The 22,712-nt window shown below is 61.7% G+C and carries 32 protein-coding genes; 30 read left to right on the top strand and 2 right to left on the bottom strand.

Annotated elements, in window-relative coordinates:
- Positions 1-229 precede the first annotated feature (229 nt).
- The 11 genes from KUW17_RS14975 (at position 230) to rplP (ending at position 7,294) form a co-directional block, all read left to right on the top strand.
- Positions 230-811 (top strand): hypothetical protein, encoded by a 582-nt coding sequence (locus tag KUW17_RS14975; RefSeq protein ID WP_222480498.1) that lies wholly within the window; start codon positions 230-232, stop codon positions 809-811.
- Positions 812-1,113: 302 nt separating this feature from the next.
- The gene (gene rpsJ, locus KUW17_RS14970) at positions 1,114-1,428 is read left to right on the top strand and encodes a 30S ribosomal protein S10 (protein ID WP_019298501.1); all 315 of its coding nucleotides are present in this window, start codon (positions 1,114-1,116) and stop codon (positions 1,426-1,428) included.
- An 18-nt stretch (positions 1,429-1,446) separates the two neighbouring features.
- Positions 1,447-2,172 (top strand): 50S ribosomal protein L3, encoded by a 726-nt coding sequence (rplC, locus tag KUW17_RS14965; RefSeq protein WP_222480496.1) that lies wholly within the window; start codon positions 1,447-1,449, stop codon positions 2,170-2,172.
- Positions 2,169-2,786, top strand: coding sequence for a 50S ribosomal protein L4 (gene rplD, locus KUW17_RS14960; protein WP_222480494.1), 618 nt, complete (start codon positions 2,169-2,171; stop codon positions 2,784-2,786). The genes rplC and rplD overlap by 4 nt, the downstream gene beginning before the upstream one ends.
- Positions 2,783-3,079, top strand: coding sequence for a 50S ribosomal protein L23 (locus KUW17_RS14955; protein ID WP_039188990.1), 297 nt, complete (start codon positions 2,783-2,785; stop codon positions 3,077-3,079). The genes rplD and KUW17_RS14955 overlap by 4 nt, the downstream gene beginning before the upstream one ends.
- A gap of 396 nt (positions 3,080-3,475) precedes the next feature.
- On the top strand, positions 3,476-4,396 hold the full coding sequence (locus KUW17_RS14950) for a hypothetical protein (RefSeq protein WP_222480492.1): 921 nt from the start codon (positions 3,476-3,478) through the stop codon (positions 4,394-4,396).
- 253 nt (positions 4,397-4,649) lie between these two features.
- Entirely contained in the window at positions 4,650-5,492 is an 843-nt protein-coding gene (gene rplB, locus KUW17_RS14945; RefSeq protein WP_058285584.1) for a 50S ribosomal protein L2, read from the top strand.
- Positions 5,493-5,495: 3 nt separating this feature from the next.
- Positions 5,496-5,774 carry a 30S ribosomal protein S19 gene (rpsS, locus tag KUW17_RS14940; RefSeq protein ID WP_008554066.1) on the top strand — a complete coding sequence of 93 codons (279 nt, stop codon included), beginning with the start codon at positions 5,496-5,498 and terminating at the stop codon, positions 5,772-5,774.
- 3 nt (positions 5,775-5,777) lie between these two features.
- Positions 5,778-6,158 carry a 50S ribosomal protein L22 gene (gene rplV / locus KUW17_RS14935; RefSeq protein ID WP_008557868.1) on the top strand — a complete coding sequence of 127 codons (381 nt, stop codon included), beginning with the start codon at positions 5,778-5,780 and terminating at the stop codon, positions 6,156-6,158.
- Entirely contained in the window at positions 6,158-6,868 is a 711-nt protein-coding gene (rpsC, locus tag KUW17_RS14930; RefSeq protein ID WP_222480490.1) for a 30S ribosomal protein S3, read from the top strand. Before rplV ends, rpsC begins: the two co-directional genes overlap by 1 nt.
- A 12-nt stretch (positions 6,869-6,880) precedes the next feature.
- Entirely contained in the window at positions 6,881-7,294 is a 414-nt protein-coding gene (gene rplP / locus KUW17_RS14925) for a 50S ribosomal protein L16 (RefSeq protein ID WP_019297988.1), read from the top strand.
- Between the two features lie 89 nt (positions 7,295-7,383).
- Here rplP and KUW17_RS14920 read toward each other — a convergent pair whose 3' ends face one another.
- On the bottom strand, positions 7,384-8,616 hold the full coding sequence (locus KUW17_RS14920) for an adenylate/guanylate cyclase domain-containing protein (protein ID WP_222480487.1): 1,233 nt from the start codon (positions 8,614-8,616) through the stop codon (positions 7,384-7,386).
- Positions 8,617-8,714: 98 nt separating this feature from the next.
- Positions 8,715-10,871: a methyl-accepting chemotaxis protein gene (locus KUW17_RS14915; RefSeq protein ID WP_222480485.1), complete on the bottom strand. Its 2,157-nt coding sequence runs from the start codon at positions 10,869-10,871 to the stop codon at positions 8,715-8,717.
- Between the two features lie 207 nt (positions 10,872-11,078).
- Between KUW17_RS14915 and KUW17_RS14910 the strand changes: the two genes are divergently transcribed.
- The 19 genes from KUW17_RS14910 (at position 11,079) to KUW17_RS14820 (ending at position 22,705) form a co-directional block, all read left to right on the top strand.
- On the top strand, positions 11,079-11,699 hold the full coding sequence (locus KUW17_RS14910) for a 2OG-Fe(II) oxygenase family protein (protein ID WP_222480483.1): 621 nt from the start codon (positions 11,079-11,081) through the stop codon (positions 11,697-11,699).
- 65 nt (positions 11,700-11,764) lie between these two features.
- Complete coding sequence (locus KUW17_RS14905) at positions 11,765-12,808, top strand: succinylglutamate desuccinylase/aspartoacylase family protein (protein WP_222480481.1); 1,044 nt, start codon at positions 11,765-11,767, stop codon at positions 12,806-12,808.
- Between the two features lie 202 nt (positions 12,809-13,010).
- On the top strand, positions 13,011-13,211 hold the full coding sequence (gene rpmC / locus KUW17_RS14900) for a 50S ribosomal protein L29 (protein ID WP_039125973.1): 201 nt from the start codon (positions 13,011-13,013) through the stop codon (positions 13,209-13,211).
- An 11-nt stretch (positions 13,212-13,222) separates the two neighbouring features.
- Positions 13,223-13,453, top strand: a complete 231-nt coding sequence (gene rpsQ / locus KUW17_RS14895) for a 30S ribosomal protein S17 (RefSeq protein ID WP_174148064.1) — start codon at positions 13,223-13,225, stop codon at positions 13,451-13,453.
- 98 nt (positions 13,454-13,551) lie between these two features.
- Complete coding sequence (gene rplN, locus KUW17_RS14890) at positions 13,552-13,920, top strand: 50S ribosomal protein L14 (protein ID WP_005621870.1); 369 nt, start codon at positions 13,552-13,554, stop codon at positions 13,918-13,920.
- Between the two features lie 2 nt (positions 13,921-13,922).
- A complete protein-coding gene (gene rplX, locus KUW17_RS14885; protein WP_019297995.1) occupies positions 13,923-14,228 on the top strand; it encodes a 50S ribosomal protein L24 in 306 nt (101 codons plus the stop codon).
- Positions 14,228-14,791 carry a 50S ribosomal protein L5 gene (rplE, locus tag KUW17_RS14880; RefSeq protein WP_222480479.1) on the top strand — a complete coding sequence of 188 codons (564 nt, stop codon included), beginning with the start codon at positions 14,228-14,230 and terminating at the stop codon, positions 14,789-14,791. The genes rplX and rplE overlap by 1 nt, the downstream gene beginning before the upstream one ends.
- Before the next feature lie 20 nt (positions 14,792-14,811).
- Positions 14,812-15,117, top strand: a complete 306-nt coding sequence (rpsN, locus tag KUW17_RS14875) for a 30S ribosomal protein S14 (protein ID WP_222480476.1) — start codon at positions 14,812-14,814, stop codon at positions 15,115-15,117.
- A gap of 13 nt (positions 15,118-15,130) precedes the next feature.
- Positions 15,131-15,523, top strand: a complete 393-nt coding sequence (rpsH, locus tag KUW17_RS14870; RefSeq protein ID WP_008554600.1) for a 30S ribosomal protein S8 — start codon at positions 15,131-15,133, stop codon at positions 15,521-15,523.
- Positions 15,524-15,535: 12 nt separating this feature from the next.
- Positions 15,536-16,069, top strand: coding sequence for a 50S ribosomal protein L6 (rplF, locus tag KUW17_RS14865; RefSeq protein ID WP_039191295.1), 534 nt, complete (start codon positions 15,536-15,538; stop codon positions 16,067-16,069).
- An 11-nt stretch (positions 16,070-16,080) separates the two neighbouring features.
- The gene (rplR, locus tag KUW17_RS14860) at positions 16,081-16,440 is read left to right on the top strand and encodes a 50S ribosomal protein L18 (protein WP_222480474.1); all 360 of its coding nucleotides are present in this window, start codon (positions 16,081-16,083) and stop codon (positions 16,438-16,440) included.
- A 113-nt stretch (positions 16,441-16,553) separates the two neighbouring features.
- Complete coding sequence (gene rpsE, locus KUW17_RS14855) at positions 16,554-17,123, top strand: 30S ribosomal protein S5 (RefSeq protein ID WP_222480472.1); 570 nt, start codon at positions 16,554-16,556, stop codon at positions 17,121-17,123.
- Between the two features lie 13 nt (positions 17,124-17,136).
- On the top strand, positions 17,137-17,325 hold the full coding sequence (gene rpmD, locus KUW17_RS14850; RefSeq protein ID WP_019298002.1) for a 50S ribosomal protein L30: 189 nt from the start codon (positions 17,137-17,139) through the stop codon (positions 17,323-17,325).
- Between the two features lie 179 nt (positions 17,326-17,504).
- On the top strand, positions 17,505-18,431 hold the full coding sequence (locus tag KUW17_RS14845) for a hypothetical protein (protein WP_222480470.1): 927 nt from the start codon (positions 17,505-17,507) through the stop codon (positions 18,429-18,431).
- Between the two features lie 263 nt (positions 18,432-18,694).
- Positions 18,695-18,907, top strand: coding sequence for a DUF1127 domain-containing protein (locus KUW17_RS14840; RefSeq protein ID WP_222480468.1), 213 nt, complete (start codon positions 18,695-18,697; stop codon positions 18,905-18,907).
- Between the two features lie 265 nt (positions 18,908-19,172).
- Positions 19,173-19,388 (top strand): DUF1127 domain-containing protein, encoded by a 216-nt coding sequence (locus KUW17_RS14835; RefSeq protein ID WP_222480466.1) that lies wholly within the window; start codon positions 19,173-19,175, stop codon positions 19,386-19,388.
- A gap of 726 nt (positions 19,389-20,114) precedes the next feature.
- A complete protein-coding gene (rplO, locus tag KUW17_RS14830; RefSeq protein WP_222480464.1) occupies positions 20,115-20,585 on the top strand; it encodes a 50S ribosomal protein L15 in 471 nt (156 codons plus the stop codon).
- Positions 20,586-20,696: 111 nt separating this feature from the next.
- Entirely contained in the window at positions 20,697-22,061 is a 1,365-nt protein-coding gene (gene secY, locus KUW17_RS14825) for a preprotein translocase subunit SecY (RefSeq protein ID WP_222480462.1), read from the top strand.
- On the top strand, positions 22,058-22,705 hold the full coding sequence (locus KUW17_RS14820; protein WP_222480460.1) for an adenylate kinase: 648 nt from the start codon (positions 22,058-22,060) through the stop codon (positions 22,703-22,705). The genes secY and KUW17_RS14820 overlap by 4 nt, the downstream gene beginning before the upstream one ends.
- Positions 22,706-22,712: the final 7 nt, after the last annotated feature.

Here is a 22,712-nt window from a genome sequence, read left to right as displayed (position 1 = left end):
GCGGCGCCCTTTTTGTTTGAACGCGATGATCCCGAGACGCGCGCACTAAGACTGTGTCCAAAATCATCGAGTAATCAGGTCTCCTGATACTTGGTAGAAAGGGCCTCCTCCGGGAGGCCCTTTTTCGTTTTGCGTCCTGTGTAAGTTGCATTCATTGGTTGGCTTACCAATTTGAAGTGTGACAAGCTAAAAGAAGACCTGCTGCGTTAAATAGATGGAAACCTGAAGCATGAACCAAGGCCTTATCAAGATGCTAGAAGCACTAAAGGCCGCTGGGTTTGTGAACCCCTTGGACGCAACTGAAGAAGACTTGAGGAAGGTTACCGAGGCGAGTTGTTTCAACGTTAAACAGATCGCCAGACGTTTGAGGCTGCGCAACCGAGGTTCTCAAGTACTCACAGCCCATTTGGCCTTGGATCATGTACTTGAGATATTTCTGGAAGAGCAGTTTTTGCCAAATCCTACAGTGAACCTTGAGCGAATGTACTTCATGCAAAAAGCAAATTTTCTTTTTTCTTTAGGGTGCCTAAGCAGAGAAAACTTAAGCTGGTGTCGAAGACTAAATAGCGTCAGAAATGGCTTGGCACATAGGTTGAATTTTGAAGTAGAAGACGGAGAAGTCACGAAATTCGTGGATGGTTTCTCTAAGTATGACGAGAAGGGGCTGTTGCCTGGAAAGAAATTCGCTCACGCTTTACTCTTACTTGTTCTAAGAGTCGAAACAGATTTGCGATCTGTAAGGTACCAATCTCTAAAGCGCCATACAGCGATGCTCAATGCGAAGAGAGTGTTGGATGACGTCGACCGGTGAGGCTGCTGAAGCCGCTCGAGTTTATCAGAATGCCTCTCATCCCTTATGTTATGGCTCGCTGCAATCTGCCTTGCCTAACTGCCTGTTTACCCCCCCCTAATAAACCCCAAACGTACCGCGCGCCGCAAACGCAGCGGTTTCGCGGCAAACCCCCTTGCCACATGGGGCCATAGGGCGTATAGGGCGCGGGTTCGCCGAGTGCGAATAGGGGCGGGATGATTCCCGCCTTTTGGGTTCGATGAGGGGTTGCGGTGGTCGCAGGCCCTCCTCTCAACCCCAACGCCTGAAAATAAGGCTGTACGATGCAAAGCCAAAACATCCGTATCCGGCTGAAGGCATTTGACTATCGCGTGCTGGATGCGTCCACGCAAGAGATCGTCAACACTGCCAAGCGGACCGGCGCGCAAGTGCGCGGCCCGATCCCGATGCCGAACAAGATCGAGAAATTCACTGTTCTGCGTGGCCCCCACGTGGATAAGAAATCCCGCGACCAGTTCGAGATCCGCACCCACAAGCGCCTTCTCGACATCGTCGACCCGACCCCGCAGACCGTGGACGCGCTGATGAAGCTCGACCTGGCCGCCGGCGTTGACGTCGAAATCAAGCTGCAGTCGTAAGATCGGAGGGTATAGATTATGCGTTCCGGTATTATCGCCAAGAAAGTCGGCATGACCCGGCTGTTCATGGAAGACGGCAAGCAGATCCCTGTGACCGTTCTCCACCTGGACGGCCTGCAGGTTGTTGCACAGCGCACCGAGGAAAAAGACGGCTACACCGCCGTTCAGCTGGGTGCAGGCTCCGCCAAGGCAAAGCGCACCAGCCAAGCCATGCGCGGCCATTTCGCAGCAGCCAAGGTCGAACCCAAGCGCAAGCTGGTCGAATTCCGCGTGCCTGCTGACGCGCTGATCGAAGTCGGCGCCGAGATCTCGGCCGAACACTTCCTGGCTGGCCAGAAAGTGGACGTGACCGGCACCTCGATCGGTAAAGGTTTCGCCGGTGCCATGAAGCGGCACAACTTCGGCGGCCTGCGCGCCTCGCACGGTGTGTCGATCTCGCACCGTTCGCACGGTTCGACCGGTCAGTGTCAGGACCCGGGCAAGGTCTTCAAAGGCAAGAAAATGGCCGGCCACATGGGCGCAGCCCGCGTGACCACCCAGAACCTGGAAGTGGTGAAAACCGACGCCGAGCGCGGCCTGGTCTTCATCAAGGGCGCCGTTCCGGGCCCGAAATCCGGCTGGGTTACCGTCAAGGATGCCGTGAAGAAGAAAGCACCCGAAGGCCTGCCGTTCCCGGCCGCCCTGAAAGGCGCAGCAACCGAAGCACCGGCTGAAGAAGCCCCCGCGGAAGGTGGTGAAGCATGAAACTTGACGTGATCAAACTGGACGGCGGCAAAGCGGGCGACATCGAACTGTCCGAAGAGCTGTTCGGCCTGGAGCCGCGTGCGGACATCCTGCACCGCGTGGTCCGCTGGCAGCGCAACAACGCGCAGGCCGGCACCCACAAGGTGAAGACCCGTTCCGAGACCTCCTACTCGACCAAGAAGATCTACCGCCAGAAGGGCACCGGCGGCGCACGCCACGGCGACCGCAACGCGCCGATCTTCCGCAAGGGTGGTATCTACAAGGGTCCGACCCCGCGTTCGCACGGCCACGAGCTGACCAAGAAGTTCCGCAAGCTGGGCCTGCGCCACGCGCTGTCCGCCAAAGCGAAAGCGGGCGAGCTGGTCATCATCGAGGACGCTGCTGCCGAAGGCAAGACCGCAGCTCTGGCCAAGCAGGTGAAGAACCTGGGCTGGAAGCGCGCGCTGATCATCGACGGCGCATCGGTCAACGAAGGCTTCCTGCAAGCGTCGCGCAACATCGAAGGTCTGGACATCCTGCCGACCATCGGTGCCAACGTCTATGACATCCTGAAGCGTGACACCCTGGTGATCACCAAGGCGGGTGTCGAAGCACTGGAGGCTCGTCTGAAATGAGCGTGAAGGCAGAACACTACGACGTGATCCGCAAGCCGATCATCACCGAGAAATCCACCATGGCGTCCGAAAACGGCGCAGTGGTGTTCGAGGTGGCAATCGACTCCAACAAGCCGATGATCAAGGAAGCTGTCGAAGCTCTCTTTGGCGTCAAGGTGAAAGCGGTCAACACCACCGTCACCAAGGGCAAGGTGAAGCGTTTCCGCGGCCAGATGGGCAAGCGTAAAGACGTGAAGAAAGCCTATGTGACCCTGGAAGAAGGCAACACCATCGACGTGTCCACCGGACTCTGAGATTTGCCTCTCTGACTATTGGAAGGCCCTCGCGCAAGCGGGGGCCTTTTTCGTTGGGGCAGGGGAGTGAAGCCCCCGCGCGGCGACAAAGCGGCCCCACCAGTGTCAATCTGAGAGCAGGCCACCGGCATAACCCGCCCTAGTAGCGCTGCAGAGGCGGCTGGACCCCGGCGCGGAATCGAGGGCGCAGCCCGCCGCGCCAGCGCCGTCCCGCCCCCATGGGGCGGCGCTTTTCGCTGGTGTTCTGCGTGTCGGTGAGGTCGTACGGATTTGGCCGGGATAAACTGCCAAACGCCACGTTGAGAGCGCCACCCCGCGGGACGGCGCTGGCGCCTGACGCCGATAGAGGCTATTCCAAAAATAAAGCTTTGCATTGAGAGAACTTGCGTGGTGTGGATGCACAGATTTGCTGCGATAGCTCTTTCCCTTTTTCTTTCTTCTGTTGGGCTAGTGGCTGCTCAAGAGGAAAGCGACCAAGCACCAGTCAATGTTCATTCGGAAGTGTTTTCCAAAGAAAGAGTGGAGAGCTACGGCTACAAGCGCTTCTCGATAGACGCCTCAGGATATATCCGGAATGGGTTTAGGGTGTCACGGGGGGAGCCGATTGATTATTCGCCTCTTCTAAGTGATGCGACGCTGGCAAAGGATTTCGTGAGATCAGTCCTGGGGTGCGAAAATTGCGAATTCCCACCGTTCTATTGGCCGGAAGCAATGTTAACTTATCACTTCGTAGTGACCAAGGAGGCAAAAACCCCTTTATTTTTCTTCAAGAGCGGGGAGGAAGTGTATGACGTTTTCAGCGAGGCCGGGATCAAGGCTTCTCCTGAGAGGCAACGTGATAAAGCGAACTTGGTTGTCTTTGTCGGCGACAGCGACTTTCTTTTGAGGAAAGCGCGTGAAATAGCGGATCAACAGGTGATCCGGCTTTACTCAAGCGGGCGCACAGATCAGGCGCCGGTCCATTCAAATGAAGCTTTCATTGCGCAGCTGTTTTCTGGCACCAGCTGTACCGTTTCGCTGATCAAGCGAGAAGCCGAAGGGCGGGCATATATCTTCACCCCGTATGAGGATTTAGAAGCCTGCCTTTCGAAGCAGCTTCTTTTGGTGGCTGGGTTATATCCCTTTAAAGGAAATGTGCCGAGCGCATTGAACTTGGATCTCAACTACAGTGAAGCAACTTTGGCCGACATCATATTTCTAAGAGCATACTACTATATCAGGAAGACACTGAATGTCGCTGACGAAGACCTACAGGCTGCCTCGGAGTGGGTTTTCGGAGCAGCCGACTTTGAAAAGCGAATGAACTGGAACTTATGAGGTTTGTGAAGGTGGAAATTGAATTGGTCTGCAAGGGGGCATGAAGCTTACCTCTAGACACCCCCCTCCATCACTGCTACACGCCACCCATCCTGAAGGCCCCGGATTCGTTCCGGGGTCGTTACGTTTGTCAGGATGTTCGAACTCGGGGACCTTCGGGGCCCTATAACTCAGGCACCTACGGGGGCCTTCAACATAGCTGGGCCAAAGACAAGAACCTAAGGCCTGGCACGCTAAACGGAAGACAGAAAGCATGGCACTCAAGTCGTATAAACCGACGACGCCGGGCCAGCGTGGGCTGGTTCTGATCGACCGTTCGGAGCTTTGGAAAGGGCGTCCGGTCAAATCCCTCACTGAGGGCCTGACCAAATCGGGCGGCCGGAACAACACCGGACGGATCACTGCACGCCGCCGTGGCGGCGGCGCAAAGCGCCTCTACCGGATCGTTGACTTCAAACGGAACAAATTTGATGTAGCGGCCACCGTTGAGCGGATCGAATACGACCCGAACCGGACCGCATTCATCGCGCTGATCAAATACGAAGACGGCGAACAAGCCTACATCCTGGCGCCGCAGCGTCTGGCTGTTGGCGACAAGGTTGTCGCATCCGCGAAGGCCGACATCAAGCCGGGCAACGCAATGCCGTTCTCGGGCATGCCGATCGGTACCATCGTTCACAACATCGAAATGAAGCCCGGCAAAGGCGGCCAGATCGCCCGTGCAGCCGGTACCTATGCTCAGTTCGTTGGCCGTGACGGCGGTTACGCCCAGATCCGCCTGTCCTCGGGCGAACTGCGCCTGGTCCGCCAGGAATGCATGGCCACCGTCGGTGCCGTGTCGAACCCGGACAACTCGAACCAGAACTTCGGTAAAGCCGGCCGTATGCGCCACAAGGGCAAGCGTCCTTCCGTGCGTGGTGTCGTCATGAACCCGATCGACCACCCCCACGGCGGTGGTGAAGGCCGGACCTCCGGTGGCCGCCACCCGGTGACCCCATGGGGCAAGCCGACCAAGGGCAAACGGACCCGCAACAAAAACAAGGCGTCGCAGAAGCTCATCATCCGCTCGCGCCACGCCAAGAAGAAAGGCCGCTAATCCATGGCACGTTCCGTATGGAAGGGCCCCTTCGTTGATGCTTATGTCCTGAAGAAGGCCGAAGCAGCGCGTGAATCGGGCCGCAATGAAGTGATCAAGATCTGGTCGCGCCGTTCCACCATCCTGCCGCAGTTCGTCGGCCTGACCTTTGGTGTGTACAACGGCCAGAAGCATATCCCCGTCAACGTCTCGGAAGACATGATCGGTCAGAAGTTCGGTGAATACTCGCCGACCCGCACCTATTATGGCCACGCCGCAGACAAAAAAGCGAAGCGGAAGTAAGTCATGGGCAAGGAAAAGAACCCCCGCCGCGTGGCAGACAACGAAGCAATGGCAAAACTGCGCATGCTCCGTACCTCCCCGCAGAAACTGAACCTGGTGGCTCAGATGATCCGCGGCAAGAAAGTCGAGAAGGCGCTGACCGACCTGACTTTCTCCAACAAGCGGATCGCGCAGGACGTGAAGAAGTGCCTTCAGTCCGCCATCGCGAATGCGGAAAACAACCACAACCTGGACGTCGATGAACTGATCGTCGCCGAGGCATGGGTTGGCAAGAACCTGACCATGAAGCGCGGCCGCCCGCGTGCCCGTGGCCGGTTCGGCAAAATCCTGAAGCCGTTCGCGGAGATCACCATCAAGGTGCGTCAAGTTGAGGAGCAAGCCTAATGGGTCAGAAAGTCAATCCGATCGGCATGCGCCTGCAGGTGAACCGCACCTGGGACAGCCGCTGGTACGCCGACACCAAAGACTACGGTGATCTGCTGCTCGAGGACCTGAAAATCCGCGAGTTCATCAAGGAAGAATGCAAGCAGGCAGGCGTTGCGCGCGTGATCATCGAGCGCCCGCACAAGAAATGCCGCGTGACCATTCACACCGCCCGTCCGGGCGTCATCATCGGCAAGAAAGGCGCGGACATCGAAGTCCTGCGCAAGAAGCTGGCCAAGATGACCGACTCCGAGCTGCACCTCAACATCGTTGAAGTGCGCAAGCCGGAACTGGACGCCCAGCTGGTCGGCGAGTCGATCGCTCAGCAGCTGGAGCGCCGTGTGTCCTTCCGCCGCGCCATGAAGCGGGCCGTGCAGAACGCCATGCGCATGGGCGCCCTGGGCATCCGGGTGAACGTCGCCGGCCGTCTGGGCGGTGCGGAAATCGCGCGTACCGAATGGTACCGTGAAGGCCGCGTGCCGCTGCACACCCTGCGTGCCGACATCGATTACGCACACTCCGAAGCGATGACCCCCTACGGGATCATCGGGATCAAGGTCTGGATCTTCAAAGGCGAGATCATGGAGCACGATCCTTCGGCGCGTGACCGTAAAGCACAAGAAATCCAGGACGGCCCTGCACCCCGTGGTGCTGGTGGCGGCCGTCGCTAAGGAGGATTTGAGATGCTTCAGCCAAAGCGCACTAAATTCCGCAAAATGCACAAGGGCCGGATCCACGGCCTGGCAAAAGGCGGTTCCGACCTGAACTTCGGCACCTATGGCCTGAAGGCAACCCAGCCTGAGCGTGTGACTGCACGCCAGATCGAGGCTGCCCGCCGCGCCATGACCCGCCACATGAAACGTCAGGGCCGTGTCTGGATCCGTATCTTCCCGGACACTCCGGTGACCTCGAAGCCGACCGAAGTCCGTATGGGTAAAGGTAAAGGCTCCGTGGACTACTGGGCAGCCAAGGTTAAGCCTGGCCGCGTGATGTTCGAGATCGACGGCGTCAGCGATGAAATCGCACGCGAGGCCCTGCGCCTGGCCGCGATGAAGCTGCCGGTGAAGACCCGCGTCGTGGTCCGCGAAGACTGGTAAGAACGGGAACACTCCCATTCTTCTGAATACTGCAGCCCCTGCCGGGAAACCGGCGGGGGCTTTTCTGTTGGGCAGGGAGGGGGGGCGCGTCAGTTCCGCCGGGAAACCGAGTAGGTGGGCATGCTGCCTTTGCCCTTCACCTCGACATTGCCGAGCGGATTGATGTTCAGGCCCTTGCCCAGGCAGGCGCGTGTTGCTTCGGTGATCTGGATGATCCCTGGCTGCCCGTGCGATTCCATGCGGGAGGCGACGTTCACCGTGTCCCCCCACAAGTCATAGGCGAACTTGCGTTCCCCGATCACGCCGGCCACCACCGGGCCGGAGCTGATGCCGATCCGCATGCTGAAGGGAAATGCGCCCGAGTCATTTATGTCCTTGGCCGCATCGATCATGTCCAGGGCCAGCGCGACCATCGCCTCGGCGTGGTCCCGGCGCGGCTCCGGCAGGCCGGAGACAACCATGTAGGCATCGCCGATCGTCTTGATCTTTTCGCAGCCGTGCTTTTCGACCAGCGTGTCGAAGCGGGAAAACGCCGTGTTCAGGGTCCGGACAAGTTCCGGTGGCGTCAGCCGGCCAGCCGTTTCAGTGAAATTGACGATGTCGGCGAACAGCACGGACACGCTTGGATACTCGTCGGCAATCAGGTGCGGATCGTCCTTCAGGCGTTCGGCGATGGGCTGCGGCAGGATGTTGAGCAGCAGCCCTTCGGCGCGCTCGAATTCGTGCTCCAGCCGGTCCTCGGCGGTTTCTGCGGCCGTGGCGTAAATCGCGGTGAAAATGCCGAGGAAGGGAACGATCGGCCCTGCGTTGAAAAGAAAGAAGAACAGGGTCCAGCCGTCCGGCAGCGGGCGTGCCGGACCATAGGCGATCGCCCATGCGCCGATCGCGACAAAGGTGGCCCCGATGCCAAGGCTCCAGAACAGGCGCGTCCGGGGCTGGTAGTAGGGAAGCAGGGGAAACAGCAGGACCGGAAACAGGATATAGCCAAGGAAGAACGGAGCGAGTCCCATGAAATAGGTGCACAGCGCCGCATGCAGCGGGATCTCCGCCACAAAGGTCAGCAGGGTCGGCCATTTGATGTCCCGCAGCGTCCAGGCCGCAACAAGGCCCCAGCCGATCAGCAGCACCGACGCGATGTTGAAGATCGCCATCTCCGTCTGGCCGAGGTGCCAGAACAGGACGAGATAGCAGGCATGGGAAAACAGCCCCAGAGGATAGCCGATGCGGGCGAGGCCGTAACCGCGTGCCATGGCCCGGGTGGATCCCTCGGGGGCACGGGTCACCCACTCGGTCGAGAGGTGCAGTTTCGGTCGTACGCTCATCCCGTGCGCGGTGCTTGCGGCCAGTTTCCGGCAAGTCGCGCAGCAATGTCAAGAAACGGGCGGTTGCGCGCCGCGCAACCGCCGCAACGTGGCAGTGCTCAGGCTGCTTTTGCTCCGGCGGCAGCCGCACCCGCAGCCGCCGGCCTGTCGGGATCGATGCGGAAGCCGGAGATTGCCCGGGTCAGGCTGGCGGCCTCGTCCCGCAGCATCTGGCCCGCTGCCGCGGTTTCCTCCAGCATTGCGGCGCTGCGCTGGGAATCCTTGTCCAGCGCTTCCAGCGCCACATTCACCTCGGAAATGCTGTTGGCCTGCTCGGTGGTGTTCTCGGCGATTTCGTTCACCTTTTCCGCCGCCTGGGTGACGGTCTGAAGGATGGCCGCCAGCGCCTCGCCTGCGGCATCCACCAGTTCCACCCCGCCGGTCACTTCAGCCTGGCTGCTGGTGATCAGCGCGCTGATTTCCTTGGCCGCGTCCGAGGACCGCTGCGCCAGCGCCCGCACTTCCGAGGCGACAACCGCAAATCCGCGGCCGGCTTCGCCGGCCCGGGCAGCCTCCACCCCCGCGTTGAGCGCCAGGAGGTTGGTCTGGAAGGCGACGTCGTCGATCAGGCTGGTGATCTTCGAAATCGCATCGGAGGAGTCCTTGATGCGCTGCATGGCGGCGACGGTCTGCTCGGCAACTTCGCGGGTGGCTTCGGCCTTGGTCTGGGCGCCGTTGACGAACTGGCGGGCCTCCTGCGCGCTGCTGGCGGTGTCCTGGACGGTATCGCGCACCGTCTGCAGCGCCGCCGCGGTTTCCTCCAGCGCCGCGGCAGAGGATTCGCCGCGCTGCGAGGCATCGGCGACTGAAGAGGCGATTTCCTGCGAAGTATCGTTCAGCGTCTCGCTGCTGCCTGCCAGCTGCCGGACAATGGCATCAAGGCTGTCGGCAAGGTTGTCGATGGCGGCGGAGATATCCTTGAACACGCCCTGCTGGCCGGCCGGCATACGCCGGGTCAGGTCGCCCTCGGCCAGCGCGTCCAGCACGGTCAGAACATCGCCCAAGCCCTTCTCCGCGACTTCGCCGATCATATTGACGCCGTTGCTCAGCCCGCCGTCCCGGGTGCTGCCGCCACCGGCGATGCGGCGCGAGAAGTCGCCCCGGCCGCAGGCGGCGATCACACCCGATATCTCCTCAGTCAGCTGCTGCTTGGCGGCTTCCGCAGCGCGGAATTCGCCAACCGCGGTTGCAATCGCCGAAATCTCGCGAATGCCTGTCTTGGGAATTTCGGCGCTGAAGTCGTTCTGCATCATTTTCTTCAAAGCAATATCCACGCGCTTGAGCGGCCGGGCGATGCTGCGCGCCAGAAGCAGGGCGACGGCAACGAACAGCAGCGAACCGCCGATGGCTGCCCGCAGCGCGTTGGTCTGGGCCTCTGCGCTGATGGTTTTGCCCTGGTTCCGAACCTGGTCCAGCAATGCCCGCACCTCCTCGTGGACCGCGGCCAGCAGCGGCTCGGCATCGGCGTAATGGCTGGACACCTCCTTGCGCAGCTGCTGCTCCTTCAGCGACTCCTCAACATAGGCGGAGAACGACTTCTGGTAGGTATCCATCAGCCCCAGGATCTCCTTCTGCTGGGCGGCGCTGCTGTACAGGCTGGCCGGGAAGGCGCGGAACTCTTCCACACGGGCGTTCAGCCGGTCCAGGTATTTCGGGGCCTGGCGCATGATGAAGTCCTTTTCGTGCCGCCGCATCATCAGCATTTTCACCTGCATGACCGGCTGGTCCAGCGTCTTCAGCGTCCCCTCGGCGTTCTTCACCGCCGTGCGCAGCTGGCCTTCCAGGCCGCTGTTCTCATCGAGCCCCAGCCGCTTGTTGCTGCCGGCCAGCGCGGCAAAGCTGGCTTCGTAGGCGTCTATCGACGTGCCGATGTCTTTCAGCTGCCGGGCTGATCCGGACAGTTCCGCCACCTGCGGCAATTTCCGGCGGAGAGAGTCATAAGCCGCCTTGATCCGGGTCATCGTTTCCGCGTGGCGGGCGGTGTATTTCTCGTCGCGGCGCAGCAGGAAATCCTTTTCGGCGCGCCGTGCCATCAGGAACTCAAGCTCGATTTCATCAAGGCTGAGGTAGATTTCCTCGATTTCGGCGACGTGCCGCTGCATGTCGTCGCGCACGCCATGCGAATAGAGCAGCAGGCCGGCCAGGGCGGCCATCAGGCCGCCGGCCAGGACAATGATGGAGAGGATAGCAGTACTGACAGCAAGTTTTATCTTCATGTGACCGGGCCATTCCTGAGTGAGGTTTGTTGGTGTTTTTTGACCCAAGATGGTGCGCAATCGTTAAAGCAGCGTGAGCTTTAGGATTGAAAATTGAACTTTTCCGCGCGGCAGCAGCTCTGGCCTGCGGGGAGACGGGGATGCTTCGCCGGATCAGCGATCCGAGAGGGTCTCGCGCTTGCCGGCGGTCTGCGCTAAGACGGCGCCATGGCCCAGATTGAATCGTTCTTCGTGACCCGTCTCTACCGCGCGCAGCTGTCCGAATTCGGACCCAAGGTTGACGCGCAGGAACTGGAAAACTCCTGCCTTGTCATCGCCGGCGACGACGATGCCGGCCAGGACTGGTGCGAGGAGAACGGCTATCCCGGCTATACCTCTTATGCCTCGCTGACCGATCTGCCCTGGCGCTTCCCGATCTTTGCGGACCTGGTGAAATCGCTGGACCAGCATGTCGCCGCCTTTGCCAAGGATCTGGAGTTCGATCTGGACGGGCGCGAGCTGAAGCTGGAGGATCTCTGGATCAACATCCTGCCGGAAGGCGGCACCCATTCCAGCCACCTGCACCCGCATTCGGTGATCTCCGGCACCACCTATGTGTCGATGCCGGAAGGCGCCAGCGCGCTCAAGCTGGAGGACCCGCGTTCGGCCCGGATGATGGCGGCGCCTACACGCACCAAACAGGCCCGGCGCGAGCTGCAGCCCTTCATCTACATGAAGCCGGACGCGGGTGACGTGCTGTTGTGGGAAAGCTGGCTGCGCCACGAGGTGCCGATGAACATGGCTGAGGACGAGCGGATCAGCGTCAGCTTCAACTACCGCTGGGACTGAGCACCGCAATTGTAAAAGCCCGCAAAGCTGCTTAGCCTCCCGGAACGGCACTGCGGGAGGTTTAGATGGCGCGGCGTTCTCCTTTTGAAATCGGCGGCTTCCACATCCCGCCCGGCACCCGCCGCACGGTGGACCTGCCGGTCAGCGTGCTGTCGGACCACACGCCGGTCACCATGTCCGCCCATGTGATCCACGGCGCGGAGGAGGGGCCGGCGCTGTTTGTCTCCGCTGCCATCCACGGCGACGAGGTGATCGGGGTCGAAATCGCCCGCCGCCTCTTGCGCAGCCGCCAGTTCTCGCGCCTCAAGGGCACGCTGATCGTGGTGCCGATCGTCAACACCTTCGGCTTCCTCAACCACTCCCGCTACCTGCCGGACCGCCGCGACCTGAACCGCTCCTTCCCGGGCAGCGAGGGTGGCTCCCTGGCCAGCCGCCTGGCGCATCTGTTTATGACAGAGGTGGTGGCGCGCTGCGATCTGGGCATCGACCTGCATTCCGCCGCCATCCACCGCACCAACATGCCGCAGATCCGGGTGTCGCCCAAGTCGCAGGAGACGCTGGGTTATGCCGATGCCTTCGGCGCGCCGGTGGTGATCCGCTCTTCCCTGCGCGACGGCAGCCTGCGCAAGGAGGCGCAGAAGGCGGGTGTTGATATTCTGCTCTATGAGGCGGGGGAGGGGCTTCGGTTCGACGAACAGTCCGCCCGCGTCGGCGTGGCGGGCATCCTGCGGGTGATGCACGCGCTCGGCATGATCCCCGACGACGGCGTGCCGCTGGCTGAGGCGGTGCCCGTGCGCGCCTCCGACAGCAGCTGGGAACGCGCGCCGGCAGGCGGCCTGTTGCGCGCCTACAAGACCACTGGCGAGATGGTGGAGGAGGGCGACGTGCTGGGCATCGTCGCCGACCCCTTCGGCGAGGAGGAAGTGGAGCTGACCGCCAGCCAGCCGGGCCTGATCATCGGCCGCGCCAACATGCCCATTGTCAACGAAGGCGATGCGCTGTTCCACATTGCCAAGGTGTCGGCGCCGGAAGAGGCCGAAACCCGCATCGAAAGCCTGAACGCGCAGCTGGACGGGGCGGCGATGTTCGACGAGGACGAGATCATCTGACCGCCCCCGGCGGCCCGCCAATCTTTCCCTTGCCCCTCACACCCTTCTCCTCTATAGGGACCCATCGCTTGTGCCCGGTCCGGCATGGATCAGGGGCAAGTGATTCTTTTTTGCTGCCCGTTCCGGGCGGTTGACATAACCCACCAGGTTCAAAGGTGACCCGTCAGGGGCCTTCTGGTGCTTTGGACAAGGAACAAAGGCGATGAACGCCAATGATCTGCGCGAGAAGACCGTGGATGAACTCCGCGATATGCTCGCATCCCTGAAAAAAGAGAGCTTCAACCTGCGCTTTCAGCAGGCAACCGGTCAGCTGGAATCGACCGCAGGCATCAAGGCGGCCCGCCGCAATGCTGCACGCGTCAAGACCATCCTGAACGAAAAAGCCGCAGCAGCGGCCGAATAAGGAGCGACACAATGCCCAAACGTATCCTGCAAGGCGTTGTGACCAGCGACGCAAACGCTCAGACCATCACCGTCTCGGTCGAACGCCGCTTCACGCACCCGGTTCTGAAGAAAACCATCCGTAAGTCCAAGAAATACCGGGCTCACGATGAAAAGAACGCTTTCAAGGTCGGCGACACCGTACGCATCATCGAATGCGCGCCGAAATCGAAAACGAAACGCTGGGAAGTTCTGGAAGCCTAAGAGTCTCGCAAGAGACTCCTGGCGACAGACTTAACAGTCAGTCGAAACCCTGGGGGATAACAGCACGCATCGCTGCCCCATAGGTCGGGAGAAACCACATGATCCAGATGCAAACAAATCTGGATGTAGCTGACAACTCCGGCGCCCGCCGGGTTCAGTGCATCAAGGTTCTGGGTGGCTCCAAGCGTAAATACGCATCCGTTGGCGACATTATCGTCGTCTCGGTCAAGGAAGCCATCCCGCGCGGCCGCGTGAAAAAAGGCGACGTCCGCAAGGCCGTTGTCGTGCGCACCGCCAAAGAAGTCCGCCGCGAAGACGGCACCGCGATCCGTTTTGACCGGAACGCAGCTGTCATCCTGAACAACAACAACGAGCCGGTCGGTACCCGTATCTTTGGCCCGGTTGTTCGTGAACTGCGCGCGAAGAACTTCATGAAGATCATCTCGCTGGCTCCGGAGGTGCTGTAATCATGGCTGCTAAACTCCGTAAAGGCGACAAGGTCGTCGTGCTGGCAGGCCGCGACAAGGGCAAGGAAGGCACCATCGCCTCCGTTGACCCGAAAGCCGGCAAAGCCGTCGTCGAAGGCGTGAACATGGCAATCCGCCACACCCGCCAGACCCAGAACAGCCAGGGCGGCCGTCTGCCCAAGGCACTGCCGATCGACCTGTCGAACCTGGCACTGCTGGACAGCAACGGCAAAGCAACCCGCGTCGGCTTCCGCGAGGAAGACGGCAAGAAGGTGCGCTTCGCCAAGACCACCGGGGAGACCGTCTGATGCTTGACGCTGCAACTTACACCCCGCGCCTGAAAACTCTCTACAAGGACACCATCCGTGGCGCCCTGAAAGAAGAGTTCGCCTACAAGAACGAGATGATGATCCCCAAGCTGGACAAGATCGTTCTGAACATCGGCTGCGGCCGCGCTGCTGTCAAAGACAGCAAGAAAGCCAAATCCGCCCAGGCCGACCTGACCGCGATCGCGGGCCAGAAGGCTCTGACCACCGTGGCAAAGAACTCCATCGCCGGCTTCCGCGTTCGCGAAGGCATGCCGATGGGCGCCAAGGTGACCCTGCGCGGTGACCGGATGTACGAATTCCTCGACCGTCTGATCACCATTGCGATGCCCCGTATCCGCGACTTCCGCGGTGTTTCGGGCACCTCCTTCGACGGCCGCGGCAACTATGCCATGGGCCTGAAAGAGCACATCGTGTTCCCGGAAATCGACTTTGACAAGATCGACGAAGCCTGGGGCATGGACATCGTGATCGCCACCACCGCGAAAACCGACGCGGAAGCAAAGGCGCTGTTGAAAGCTTTCAACATGCCCTTCAACAGCTAAGCGCGGGAAGGATAGAGACCATGGCTAAGAAAAGCATGATCGAACGCGAGAAGAAGCGCGAGCGCCTGGTGGCAAAATACGCCGCAAAGCGTGCCGAGCTGAAAGAAATCGCAAACGACGAATCTCGCCCGATGGAAGAGCGCTTCAAGGCGCGTCTGAAACTGGCGAAACTGCCGCGCAACTCGTCGGCAACCCGTCTGCACAACCGTTGCCAGCTGACCGGCCGTCCGCACGCTTACTACCGTAAGCTGAAGATCAGCCGTATCGCGCTGCGCGAGCTGGGCTCTGCTGGTCAGATCCCCGGCCTGGTGAAATCGAGCTGGTAAGGGAGAGACTGATATGAACGATCCTATCGGCGATATGCTCACCCGTATCCGTAACTCTCAGATGCGCGGCAAATCCACCGTCATGACCCCGGCGTCCAAGCTGCGGGCATGGGTGCTGGACGTGCTGGCAGACGAGGGCTACATCCGCGGTTATGAGAAAACCACTGGTGAAAATGGCCACCCGGCCATCGAAATCAGCCTCAAGTACTTCGACGGCGAACCTGTCATTCGCGAGCTCAAGCGGGTCTCCAAGCCCGGCCGCCGCGTTTACATGGGCGTCAATGACATCCCGTCGGTCCGCCAGGGCCTGGGCGTGTCGATTGTCTCCACCCCCAAGGGTGTGATGTCGGACGCAAACGCACGCGCAGCCAACGTTGGCGGCGAAGTGCTTTGCACCGTCTTCTAAGGAGGCCTCGCAATGTCCCGTATTGGTAAGAAACCGGTCGAACTGCCCAGCGGCGTTTCCGCCTCTGTGTCCGGCCAGACCATCGAAGTGAAAGGCCCGAAAGGCGCCCGGACCTTCACCGCAACCGACGACGTCACCCTCTCCGTGAACGACAACGTTGTCACCATCGAGCCGCGCGGCAAGTCCAAGCGTGCCCGTCAGCAGTGGGGCATGTCCCGCACTCAGGTGGCCAACCTCGTGACCGGCGTGACCCAGGGCTTCAAGAAAGAGCTGGAGATCCAGGGTGTGGGTTACCGGGCGCAGATGCAGGGCAACACCCTGAAGCTGAACCTGGGCTACAGCCACGACGTCGACTTCGTTGCACCCGATGGCATCACCATCACCGCACCGAAGCAGACCGAAATCGTTGTGGAAGGCATCGACCAGCAGCAGGTGGGCGAAGTGGCGGCGAAAATCCGCGACTGGCGCCGTCCCGAGCCGTACAAAGGCAAGGGCATCCGCTACAAGGGCGAGTTCATCTTCCGCAAGGAAGGCAAGAAGAAGTAAGGACCAGCAAAATGGCAAACAGCAAACGTACCCTGTTTCTGAAGCGCCGGCTGCGCGTCCGGAACAAGCTTCGCAAAGTGAACGCAGGCCGTCCGCGTCTGTCCGTGCACCGTTCGAACAAGAACATCTCTGTTCAGCTGATCGACGACCTGCGCGGTGTGACCCTGGCAGCCGCTTCGACCCTGGAAAAAGATCTGGGTGTTGTTGGCAAGAACAACATCGAAGCAGCGACCAAAGTGGGCGCAGCGATCGCCGAGCGCGCAAAAGCGGCTGGCGTGACCGAAGCTTACTTCGACCGCGGCGGCTTCCTGTTCCACGGCAAGGTGAAGGCTCTGGCCGACGCTGCGCGTGAAGGCGGCCTGAAGATCTAATCCCATGCGGGCGGCCTCTCGGGGCCGCCCCGATGATCCGGGAGCCCGGTTTCCGCCGGGTTCACCAAGGATCGGATAAACAGGCGCCTAGCGCCCTATGAAAGGAATGCCTGATGGCAGAACGTGAAAACCGCCGCGGCCCCCGCCGTGAGCGTGAAGAGGCACCGGAATTTGCAGATCGCCTGGTCGCGATCAACCGCGTGTCGAAAACCGTAAAAGGCGGTAAGCGCTTTGGCTTCGCAGCCCTGGTTGTCGTTGGCGACCAGAAAGGCCGCGTGGGCTTTGGCAAGGGCAAGGCGAAAGAAGTGCCCGAGGCGATCCGCAAGGCGACCGAGCAGGCCAAGCGCCAGATGGTCCGCGTGCCGCTGAAAGAGGGCCGCACCCTGCACCACGACATGTCCGGCCGTCACGGCGCAGGCAAAGTTGTGATGCGCACCGCTCCGGAAGGTACCGGTATCATCGCAGGTGGTCCGATGCGCGCTGTCTTCGAAATGCTGGGCGTCAAGGACGTCGTTTCGAAGTCGATCGGCTCGCAGAACCCCTACAACATGATCCGCGCCACCCTGAACGGCCTGTCCAAAGAGCAGAGCCCGCGTTCGGTGGCTCAGCGCCGCGGCAAAAAGGTCGCCGACATCCTGCCCAAGCGGGACGACGCACCGGCAGCTGCCGAAGCTGAAGCGTAAGGAGTAGAGAGACATGGCAAAAACCATCGTCGTCAAGCAGATCGGCTCGCCGATCCGCCGCCCCGCCAAACAGCGCGCAACCCTGGTTGGCCTGGGCCTGAACAAGATGCACAAGACCCGCGAGCTGGAGGATACCCCCTCCGTACGCGGCATGGTCAACTCGATTCCGCACCTGGTTCAGATCATCGAAGAGCGCGGCTAAGCCCCTTTTCGCACTGACTTTGGAAAACGCCTCCGGTCCGCCGGGGGCGTTTTTCGTTTCGGCAGGAAGCGCCCGCAGATCGTGCCGGTCCGGTTCTGGGGCGGAGCACAGGTGTTGTGCCGCGGCTCTTGCGTGGTATGCGTGTGTGCAGCCTTTCAGAACGCATCAGTGACCCAGCAATGACCAACCCGGCCCGCAATCCAATGAGAAAAAGCGCCAAGGCGGCTGCCTGTGCGGCTGCCGGCCTGTTCCTTCTCTGCGCCGGGATCTTTGGCCTGTTTGGGCGCAGCGACTGGAACCCGCTTGTCTCGGCGGCGGAACACACGGCGGAAGATATCGCAACCTCCTCAGTGGCCGTGTATGTCTCGTTGCGCGTGATCAATGCCGCGCTTTCCACCGCGCAGGAGATCGAGGTGGGCGCCTCCGTCGTCGGCCAAGCGAGCCTCCAGCCGCTGAAGGTGTTGGAACCGGTTGACGATACGGTGGAGCGCGTTGCCGATGCCGTCTTTCTCGTTGCGGCAGGGGCTGCACTGGCCACGGTTGGCCTCGCGCCAGTGGTTTCCGTCGGGCTTGCCGTTCTCGGCGCCGGGCTGCTGGGCCGGGTTGCCGCGGGCCTGTATCCCGCTGCCGTGAGACCGGTGACAGCGCTTTGCAACCAGGGGATCGCCATTGGCTTTGCCGTTGGCCTTGCCGTGCCCCTGGTCTTTTCCCTCGGCGTCTGGGCCGGAGAGCGCGCCACCGAAGCCCAGATGAGCGCGGCAATGGCCGAGCTTGATGCAGTCGCGCAGCAAGCGAAAATTCTCATCGGGGCGGAGGAGGATACGGCGCCTGAAACCGCACTGGAAACGGAAGGGGATGCCGGGGTGTTGGGTTGGCTGAGCAGCCAGGTCGCCGGCGTCAGCAATGGCATCAGCGGCGTCTTTGAGCAGAGCGGCCGCTATCTCGAGGCGGCGCAGGTCTTTGTGGAGGAAGCCGACACTATCCTGCGTTCATCCCTGACACTGATCGGCATTTTCACGCTGCGGATGCTCGTGCTGCCGGTCTTCCTGCTGTGGGGGGCGCTGTCGCTGCTCCGGGCCGTTCAGCGCCCGGGGGCCGGCGGATGACGCCTGAACGGGCCGCCGCGCAGGTGATGCCTATCCCGGCTGGCGGCCCGGCATTCTTTGCGGAGATTTCCAAATGGAGCGAAAGCCTGCACCGGGGGCAGGGCGGGTGAACGGCAGGCACGACCCCTTGCAATGCCTGCATAGCGGGCAGTCCGATCCGTCAGTTGTTCGACTCATCCCCCGGTCCTATCTCGGTGTCACAGCAAACGACCATACAGAGACCGCCGGGAATAGGCCCGGCTTCAGAGACAAGGACCTGAACGATGGCACATGTTATTTCCGCTGCACACACCGGCCACAGCCTCACCGCCCGCCTCCGCGCGACCGTCGAAGGCCTGGTGGACTCCTGGACCAAAGCCCGCGAATTCCAGCGCACCTTCAACGAGCTGGACGCGCTGAGCGATCATGAGCTCTCCGACATCGGCGTGCGCCGCAGCGATATCGCCGACATCGCGCGCCAGCACGTCTACGGCTGAGAATTCCCTTCCTCCCGGGCGCTCCTCTCCTCCTCCTCTTCATGCCCGGGCCAAAGCGCCTCTGCCCCTCCGGGGCGGGGGCGTTTTCTTTTGGCGGGGTTCAAGACCCCTCACGCGAAGGTGTTATGCGGGTGCTGCATAGCTGCCAGACCAAAGCAGCCGTTGCGGCCCCGCCGGGCCGTCCCTATCTCCCTGTCACTTCAGACGAACAGATCAAGCGGCGCGCCGGATGCACGTTCCGGGCGGGCGCGAAGGAACAAGAACAATGGCTTATTCGACTCTCACCGCGCCGGTTTCTGCCGGCATCCCCGCCCGGCTGGCAGGCATCCTGTCCGGGCTGTTCCGGAACTGGCGGATGCGCCGCGAATACCGGCAGACCGTCCACGCGCTGCGCGCGCTTTCGGCCCGCGACCTGGCCGACATCGGTCTCAGCCGCTGCGCCATCCCCGGCGCCGCCCGCGAGCACGTCTACGGCAAGTGATCTCCCCGGCCGGCTGGCGGATCCTCCTCCCTCTCCAACAGCCCGGCCCCAAAACGCCCCCGCCATCCGGCGGGGGCGTTTTGTTTTCCGTTCTGCTAGCTGGGCGGCACCCAACTTGAGCGTTCTCGTCCGGCCGCAAGGCCGGGCAGCGCCCGTCCCGCCCCCGTCAAACCGAAGGTTTGCCTCCGGCAAAACAGGGCGGGCGCTTCGCTTCCCACCCCGCCGGGCCGGGCGCTGCCCTCAGGGTTCCCGCAACTGAAGCCGAGTAGTAAAAGGCCAAAGCACCCGTTGCGCACCCACCGTACGCACCGCCTACGGGGTTTTAACCCGGCTCTGGCAGGATCATCCCCGGTCATGATCACCCGCCGGGCCTGACACCCCCGGCACCTGGAACTGGGCTCCGGTCTGGCACCCGGAGCGCGCAGACGCGTTTTCGCATGGGGTCATCCCCATCCCATCTCCACCCCGGCGGCGCCGCCACCCTTTAACGGACGGCCAGCAGCGGAACGGAAACAGAGACAGACGGAACAGCGTGCAACCGGCAGGGCAGGGGCCTTGGCGGCCCTTGCTGCATTCCTTCAGCCCTGTCCGGCCGCAGGGCTTGATCCCATTCCCCATCCCGTCTATAGGCACCCGGTGGCGTTCCGCGCCACGGAATCACCAATCAAGAAACGCCGTGTTTGGCCCATCACGCTTCGGGGGCCACATCCGGCAAGGAGAAGCGACATGAAACTTCACGAACTGCGCGACAATCCCGGCGCCGCCAAGAAACGCACCCGTGTGGCCCGTGGCCCGGGTTCCGGCAAAGGCAAAATGGGCGGCCGCGGCATCAAGGGTCAGAAATCCCGTTCGGGCGTGGCCATCAACGGCTACGAAGGCGGCCAGATGCCGCTGTACCAGCGTCTGCCCAAGCGCGGCTTCAACAAGCCGAACCGCAAGGCATACGCCGTTGTGAACCTGGGCCTGATCCAGAAGTTCATCGACGCAGGCAAGCTGGACGCAGCCTCCATCACCGAGGATTCGCTGGTTGCCTCCGGCCTGGTGCGCCGCAAGCTGGACGGCGTCCGCGTCCTGGCCAAGGGCGAAATCACCGCCAAAGCGACCATCTCCGTCACCGGCGCATCCGCTGCTGCTGTTGATGCTGTAGCGAAAGCCGGCGGCACTCTGACTGTGGCAGCCCCCACCGCCGCAGAGTAACGGCTTGTGAGCGGCGCAAATGCCGCTTACATAGTCCTCAGTTTTCCTAGAACGCCGCCCGAGCCGGAAAACGGTTCCGGGCGGCGTTTTCGCTAAAGAAGAGACCTTTTCATGGTATCAGCAGCAGAACAAATGGCGGCAAACACCAGCTGGGCTGCCCTTGGCAAGGCTACGGATCTGCGCAACCGCATCCTGTTCACCATCGGCCTTTTGATTGTCTACCGCCTGGGCACCTTTATTCCGGTTCCCGGCATCGACGCAGCCGCCCTGCGCCAGTTCATGGAGCAGGCGGGCCAGGGCATCGGCGGCATGGTGTCGATGTTCACCGGCGGCGCGCTTGGCCGCATGGGGATCTTTGCCCTTGGCATCATGCCCTATATCTCCGCCTCCATTATCGTTCAGCTTCTGACGTCTATGGTTCCCTCGCTTGAGCAGCTCAAGAAAGAGGGCGAGCAGGGCCGCAAGAAGATCAACCAGTACACCCGCTACGGCACCGTGGCGCTGGCGACCGCGCAGGCCTACGGCCTTGCCGTGTCGCTGGAGCAGGGCGACCTGGCGACCGATCCCGGCATGTATTTCCGCATGGCCTGCATGATCACCCTGGTCGGCGGCACCATGTTCCTGATGTGGCTGGGCGAGCAGATCACCCAGCGCGGCATCGGCAACGGCATCTCGCTGATCATCTTCGTCGGCATCATCGCCGAGGTTCCGGCAGCGATTGCCCAGTTCTTCGCCTCCGGCCGCTCCGGCGCGATCAGCCCCGCCGTGATCATCGGCGTGATGGTGATGGTGGTTGCGGTGATCATGTTCGTGGTGTTCATGGAACGCGCGCTGCGCAAGATCCACATCCAGTACCCGCGCCGCCAGGTCGGCATGAAGGTCTATGACGGCGGCTCCTCGCACCTGCCGGTCAAGGTGAACCCGGCGGGCGTGATCCCGGCGATCTTCGCCTCCTCGCTGCTGCTGCTGCCGACCACCATCTCGGCGTTCTCCTCGGGCGCGGCCACCGGTCCGGTGATGTCCTGGCTCTTGGCGAACTTCGGCCCCGGCCAGCCGCTGTACCTGCTGTTCTTCGTCGCGATGATCGTGTTCTTTGCTTATTTCTACACCTTCAACGTCTCCTTCAAACCGGACGACGTGGCGAACAACCTGAAGAACCAAAACGGCTTTGTTCCCGGCATCCGCCCGGGCAAGAAGACCGCCGAGTATATTGAGTACGTGGTCAACCGCATCCTGGTTCTGGGCTCCGGCTACCTGGCGCTGGTCTGCCTGCTGCCAGAGGTGCTCCGCGGCCAATTCGCCATCCCGGTATATTTTGGCGGCACGTCCGTTCTGATTGTGGTATCCGTCACCATGGACACCATCCAGCAGGTGCAAAGCCACCTCCTCGCGCATCAGTATGAGGGCCTTATCGAGAAGAGCCAGCTGCGCGGGCGCAACAAGAAACGGACAAAACGGGGACCCTCTCGCCGATGACCAACATTATTCTCCTTGGCCCGCCTGGTGCGGGCAAAGGCACCCAAGCGCGTTACCTGGTTGAATCCCGCGGCATGGTGCAGCTCAGCACCGGCGACATGCTGCGGGACGCCCAGACCTCCGGCACCGAGATGGGCAAGAAGGTTGCCGCCATCATGGCCGAGGGCAAGCTGGTCACCGACCAGATCGTGATCGGCCTGATCCGCGAGAAGCTGCAGGAGGGCGCCGCCGGCGGCTTCATCTTCGACGGCTTCCCGCGCACCCTGGCCCAGGCCGACGCGCTGGCCAAGCTGCTGGACGAGATGGATCTGAAACTCGACGCCGTGATCGAGATGCAGGTCGACGACGAGGCGCTGGTCGCCCGCATCACCGGCCGCTCCACCTGCGGCGGCTGCGGCGAGGTCTACCACGACCAGACCAAGCCCTGGCCGGCAGACGGCAAATGCGTCAACTGCGGCAGCAGTGACGTGCAGCGCCGGGCGGATGACAATGAGGACAGCCTCAAGACCCGCCTGATGGAATACTACAAGAAGACCTCGCCGCTGATCGGCTACTACTATGCCAAGGGCAACCTGCAGCGCGTCGACGGCCTCGCCTCGATCGAGGACGTCCGCAAGAGCATGGCCTGGATCATGGGCGAATAAGCCGCCC

Origin of the sequence: Leisingera aquaemixtae, assembly GCF_019801145.1 — a bacterium.
Classification (GTDB): Bacteria; Pseudomonadota; Alphaproteobacteria; order Rhodobacterales; family Rhodobacteraceae; genus Leisingera; species Leisingera aquaemixtae_A.
Note: the sequence above shows the minus strand (reverse complement) of the source record. Positions and strands in the feature narration are given on the sequence as shown.

Bases quoted from the DNA above. Each gene is read 5' to 3' on its own strand.
- KUW17_RS14840 (WP_222480468.1), top strand. From the start codon at position 18,695: ATGGCACATGTTATTTCCGCTGCACACACCGGCCACAGCCTCACCGCC.
- KUW17_RS14910 (WP_222480483.1), top strand. From the start codon at position 11,079: ATGGCCCAGATTGAATCGTTCTTCGTGACCCGTCTCTACCGCGCGCAG.
- KUW17_RS14955 (WP_039188990.1), top strand. From the start codon at position 2,783: ATGAGCGTGAAGGCAGAACACTACGACGTGATCCGCAAGCCGATCATC.
- KUW17_RS14950 (WP_222480492.1), top strand. From the start codon at position 3,476: ATGCACAGATTTGCTGCGATAGCTCTTTCCCTTTTTCTTTCTTCTGTT.
- rplB (WP_058285584.1), top strand. From the start codon at position 4,650: ATGGCACTCAAGTCGTATAAACCGACGACGCCGGGCCAGCGTGGGCTG.
- KUW17_RS14820 (WP_222480460.1), top strand. From the start codon at position 22,058: ATGACCAACATTATTCTCCTTGGCCCGCCTGGTGCGGGCAAAGGCACC.
- rpsC (WP_222480490.1), top strand. From the start codon at position 6,158: ATGGGTCAGAAAGTCAATCCGATCGGCATGCGCCTGCAGGTGAACCGC.
- rplF (WP_039191295.1), top strand. From the start codon at position 15,536: ATGTCCCGTATTGGTAAGAAACCGGTCGAACTGCCCAGCGGCGTTTCC.
- rplC (WP_222480496.1), top strand. From the start codon at position 1,447: ATGCGTTCCGGTATTATCGCCAAGAAAGTCGGCATGACCCGGCTGTTC.
- KUW17_RS14835 (WP_222480466.1), top strand. From the start codon at position 19,173: ATGGCTTATTCGACTCTCACCGCGCCGGTTTCTGCCGGCATCCCCGCC.
- rpsH (WP_008554600.1), top strand. From the start codon at position 15,131: ATGAACGATCCTATCGGCGATATGCTCACCCGTATCCGTAACTCTCAG.
- rplO (WP_222480464.1), top strand. From the start codon at position 20,115: ATGAAACTTCACGAACTGCGCGACAATCCCGGCGCCGCCAAGAAACGC.
- rplD (WP_222480494.1), top strand. From the start codon at position 2,169: ATGAAACTTGACGTGATCAAACTGGACGGCGGCAAAGCGGGCGACATC.
- rplP (WP_019297988.1), top strand. From the start codon at position 6,881: ATGCTTCAGCCAAAGCGCACTAAATTCCGCAAAATGCACAAGGGCCGG.
- rplX (WP_019297995.1), top strand. From the start codon at position 13,923: ATGGCTGCTAAACTCCGTAAAGGCGACAAGGTCGTCGTGCTGGCAGGC.
- KUW17_RS14920 (WP_222480487.1), bottom strand. From the start codon at position 8,616: ATGAGCGTACGACCGAAACTGCACCTCTCGACCGAGTGGGTGACCCGT.
- KUW17_RS14915 (WP_222480485.1), bottom strand. From the start codon at position 10,871: ATGAAGATAAAACTTGCTGTCAGTACTGCTATCCTCTCCATCATTGTC.
- rpsN (WP_222480476.1), top strand. From the start codon at position 14,812: ATGGCTAAGAAAAGCATGATCGAACGCGAGAAGAAGCGCGAGCGCCTG.
- rpsE (WP_222480472.1), top strand. From the start codon at position 16,554: ATGGCAGAACGTGAAAACCGCCGCGGCCCCCGCCGTGAGCGTGAAGAG.
- rpsQ (WP_174148064.1), top strand. From the start codon at position 13,223: ATGCCCAAACGTATCCTGCAAGGCGTTGTGACCAGCGACGCAAACGCT.
- rplE (WP_222480479.1), top strand. From the start codon at position 14,228: ATGCTTGACGCTGCAACTTACACCCCGCGCCTGAAAACTCTCTACAAG.
- rpmC (WP_039125973.1), top strand. From the start codon at position 13,011: ATGAACGCCAATGATCTGCGCGAGAAGACCGTGGATGAACTCCGCGAT.
- rplN (WP_005621870.1), top strand. From the start codon at position 13,552: ATGATCCAGATGCAAACAAATCTGGATGTAGCTGACAACTCCGGCGCC.
- KUW17_RS14975 (WP_222480498.1), top strand. From the start codon at position 230: ATGAACCAAGGCCTTATCAAGATGCTAGAAGCACTAAAGGCCGCTGGG.
- rplR (WP_222480474.1), top strand. From the start codon at position 16,081: ATGGCAAACAGCAAACGTACCCTGTTTCTGAAGCGCCGGCTGCGCGTC.
- KUW17_RS14845 (WP_222480470.1), top strand. From the start codon at position 17,505: ATGACCAACCCGGCCCGCAATCCAATGAGAAAAAGCGCCAAGGCGGCT.
- rpsJ (WP_019298501.1), top strand. From the start codon at position 1,114: ATGCAAAGCCAAAACATCCGTATCCGGCTGAAGGCATTTGACTATCGC.
- secY (WP_222480462.1), top strand. From the start codon at position 20,697: ATGGTATCAGCAGCAGAACAAATGGCGGCAAACACCAGCTGGGCTGCC.
- rpsS (WP_008554066.1), top strand. From the start codon at position 5,496: ATGGCACGTTCCGTATGGAAGGGCCCCTTCGTTGATGCTTATGTCCTG.
- KUW17_RS14905 (WP_222480481.1), top strand. From the start codon at position 11,765: ATGGCGCGGCGTTCTCCTTTTGAAATCGGCGGCTTCCACATCCCGCCC.
- rpmD (WP_019298002.1), top strand. From the start codon at position 17,137: ATGGCAAAAACCATCGTCGTCAAGCAGATCGGCTCGCCGATCCGCCGC.
- rplV (WP_008557868.1), top strand. From the start codon at position 5,778: ATGGGCAAGGAAAAGAACCCCCGCCGCGTGGCAGACAACGAAGCAATG.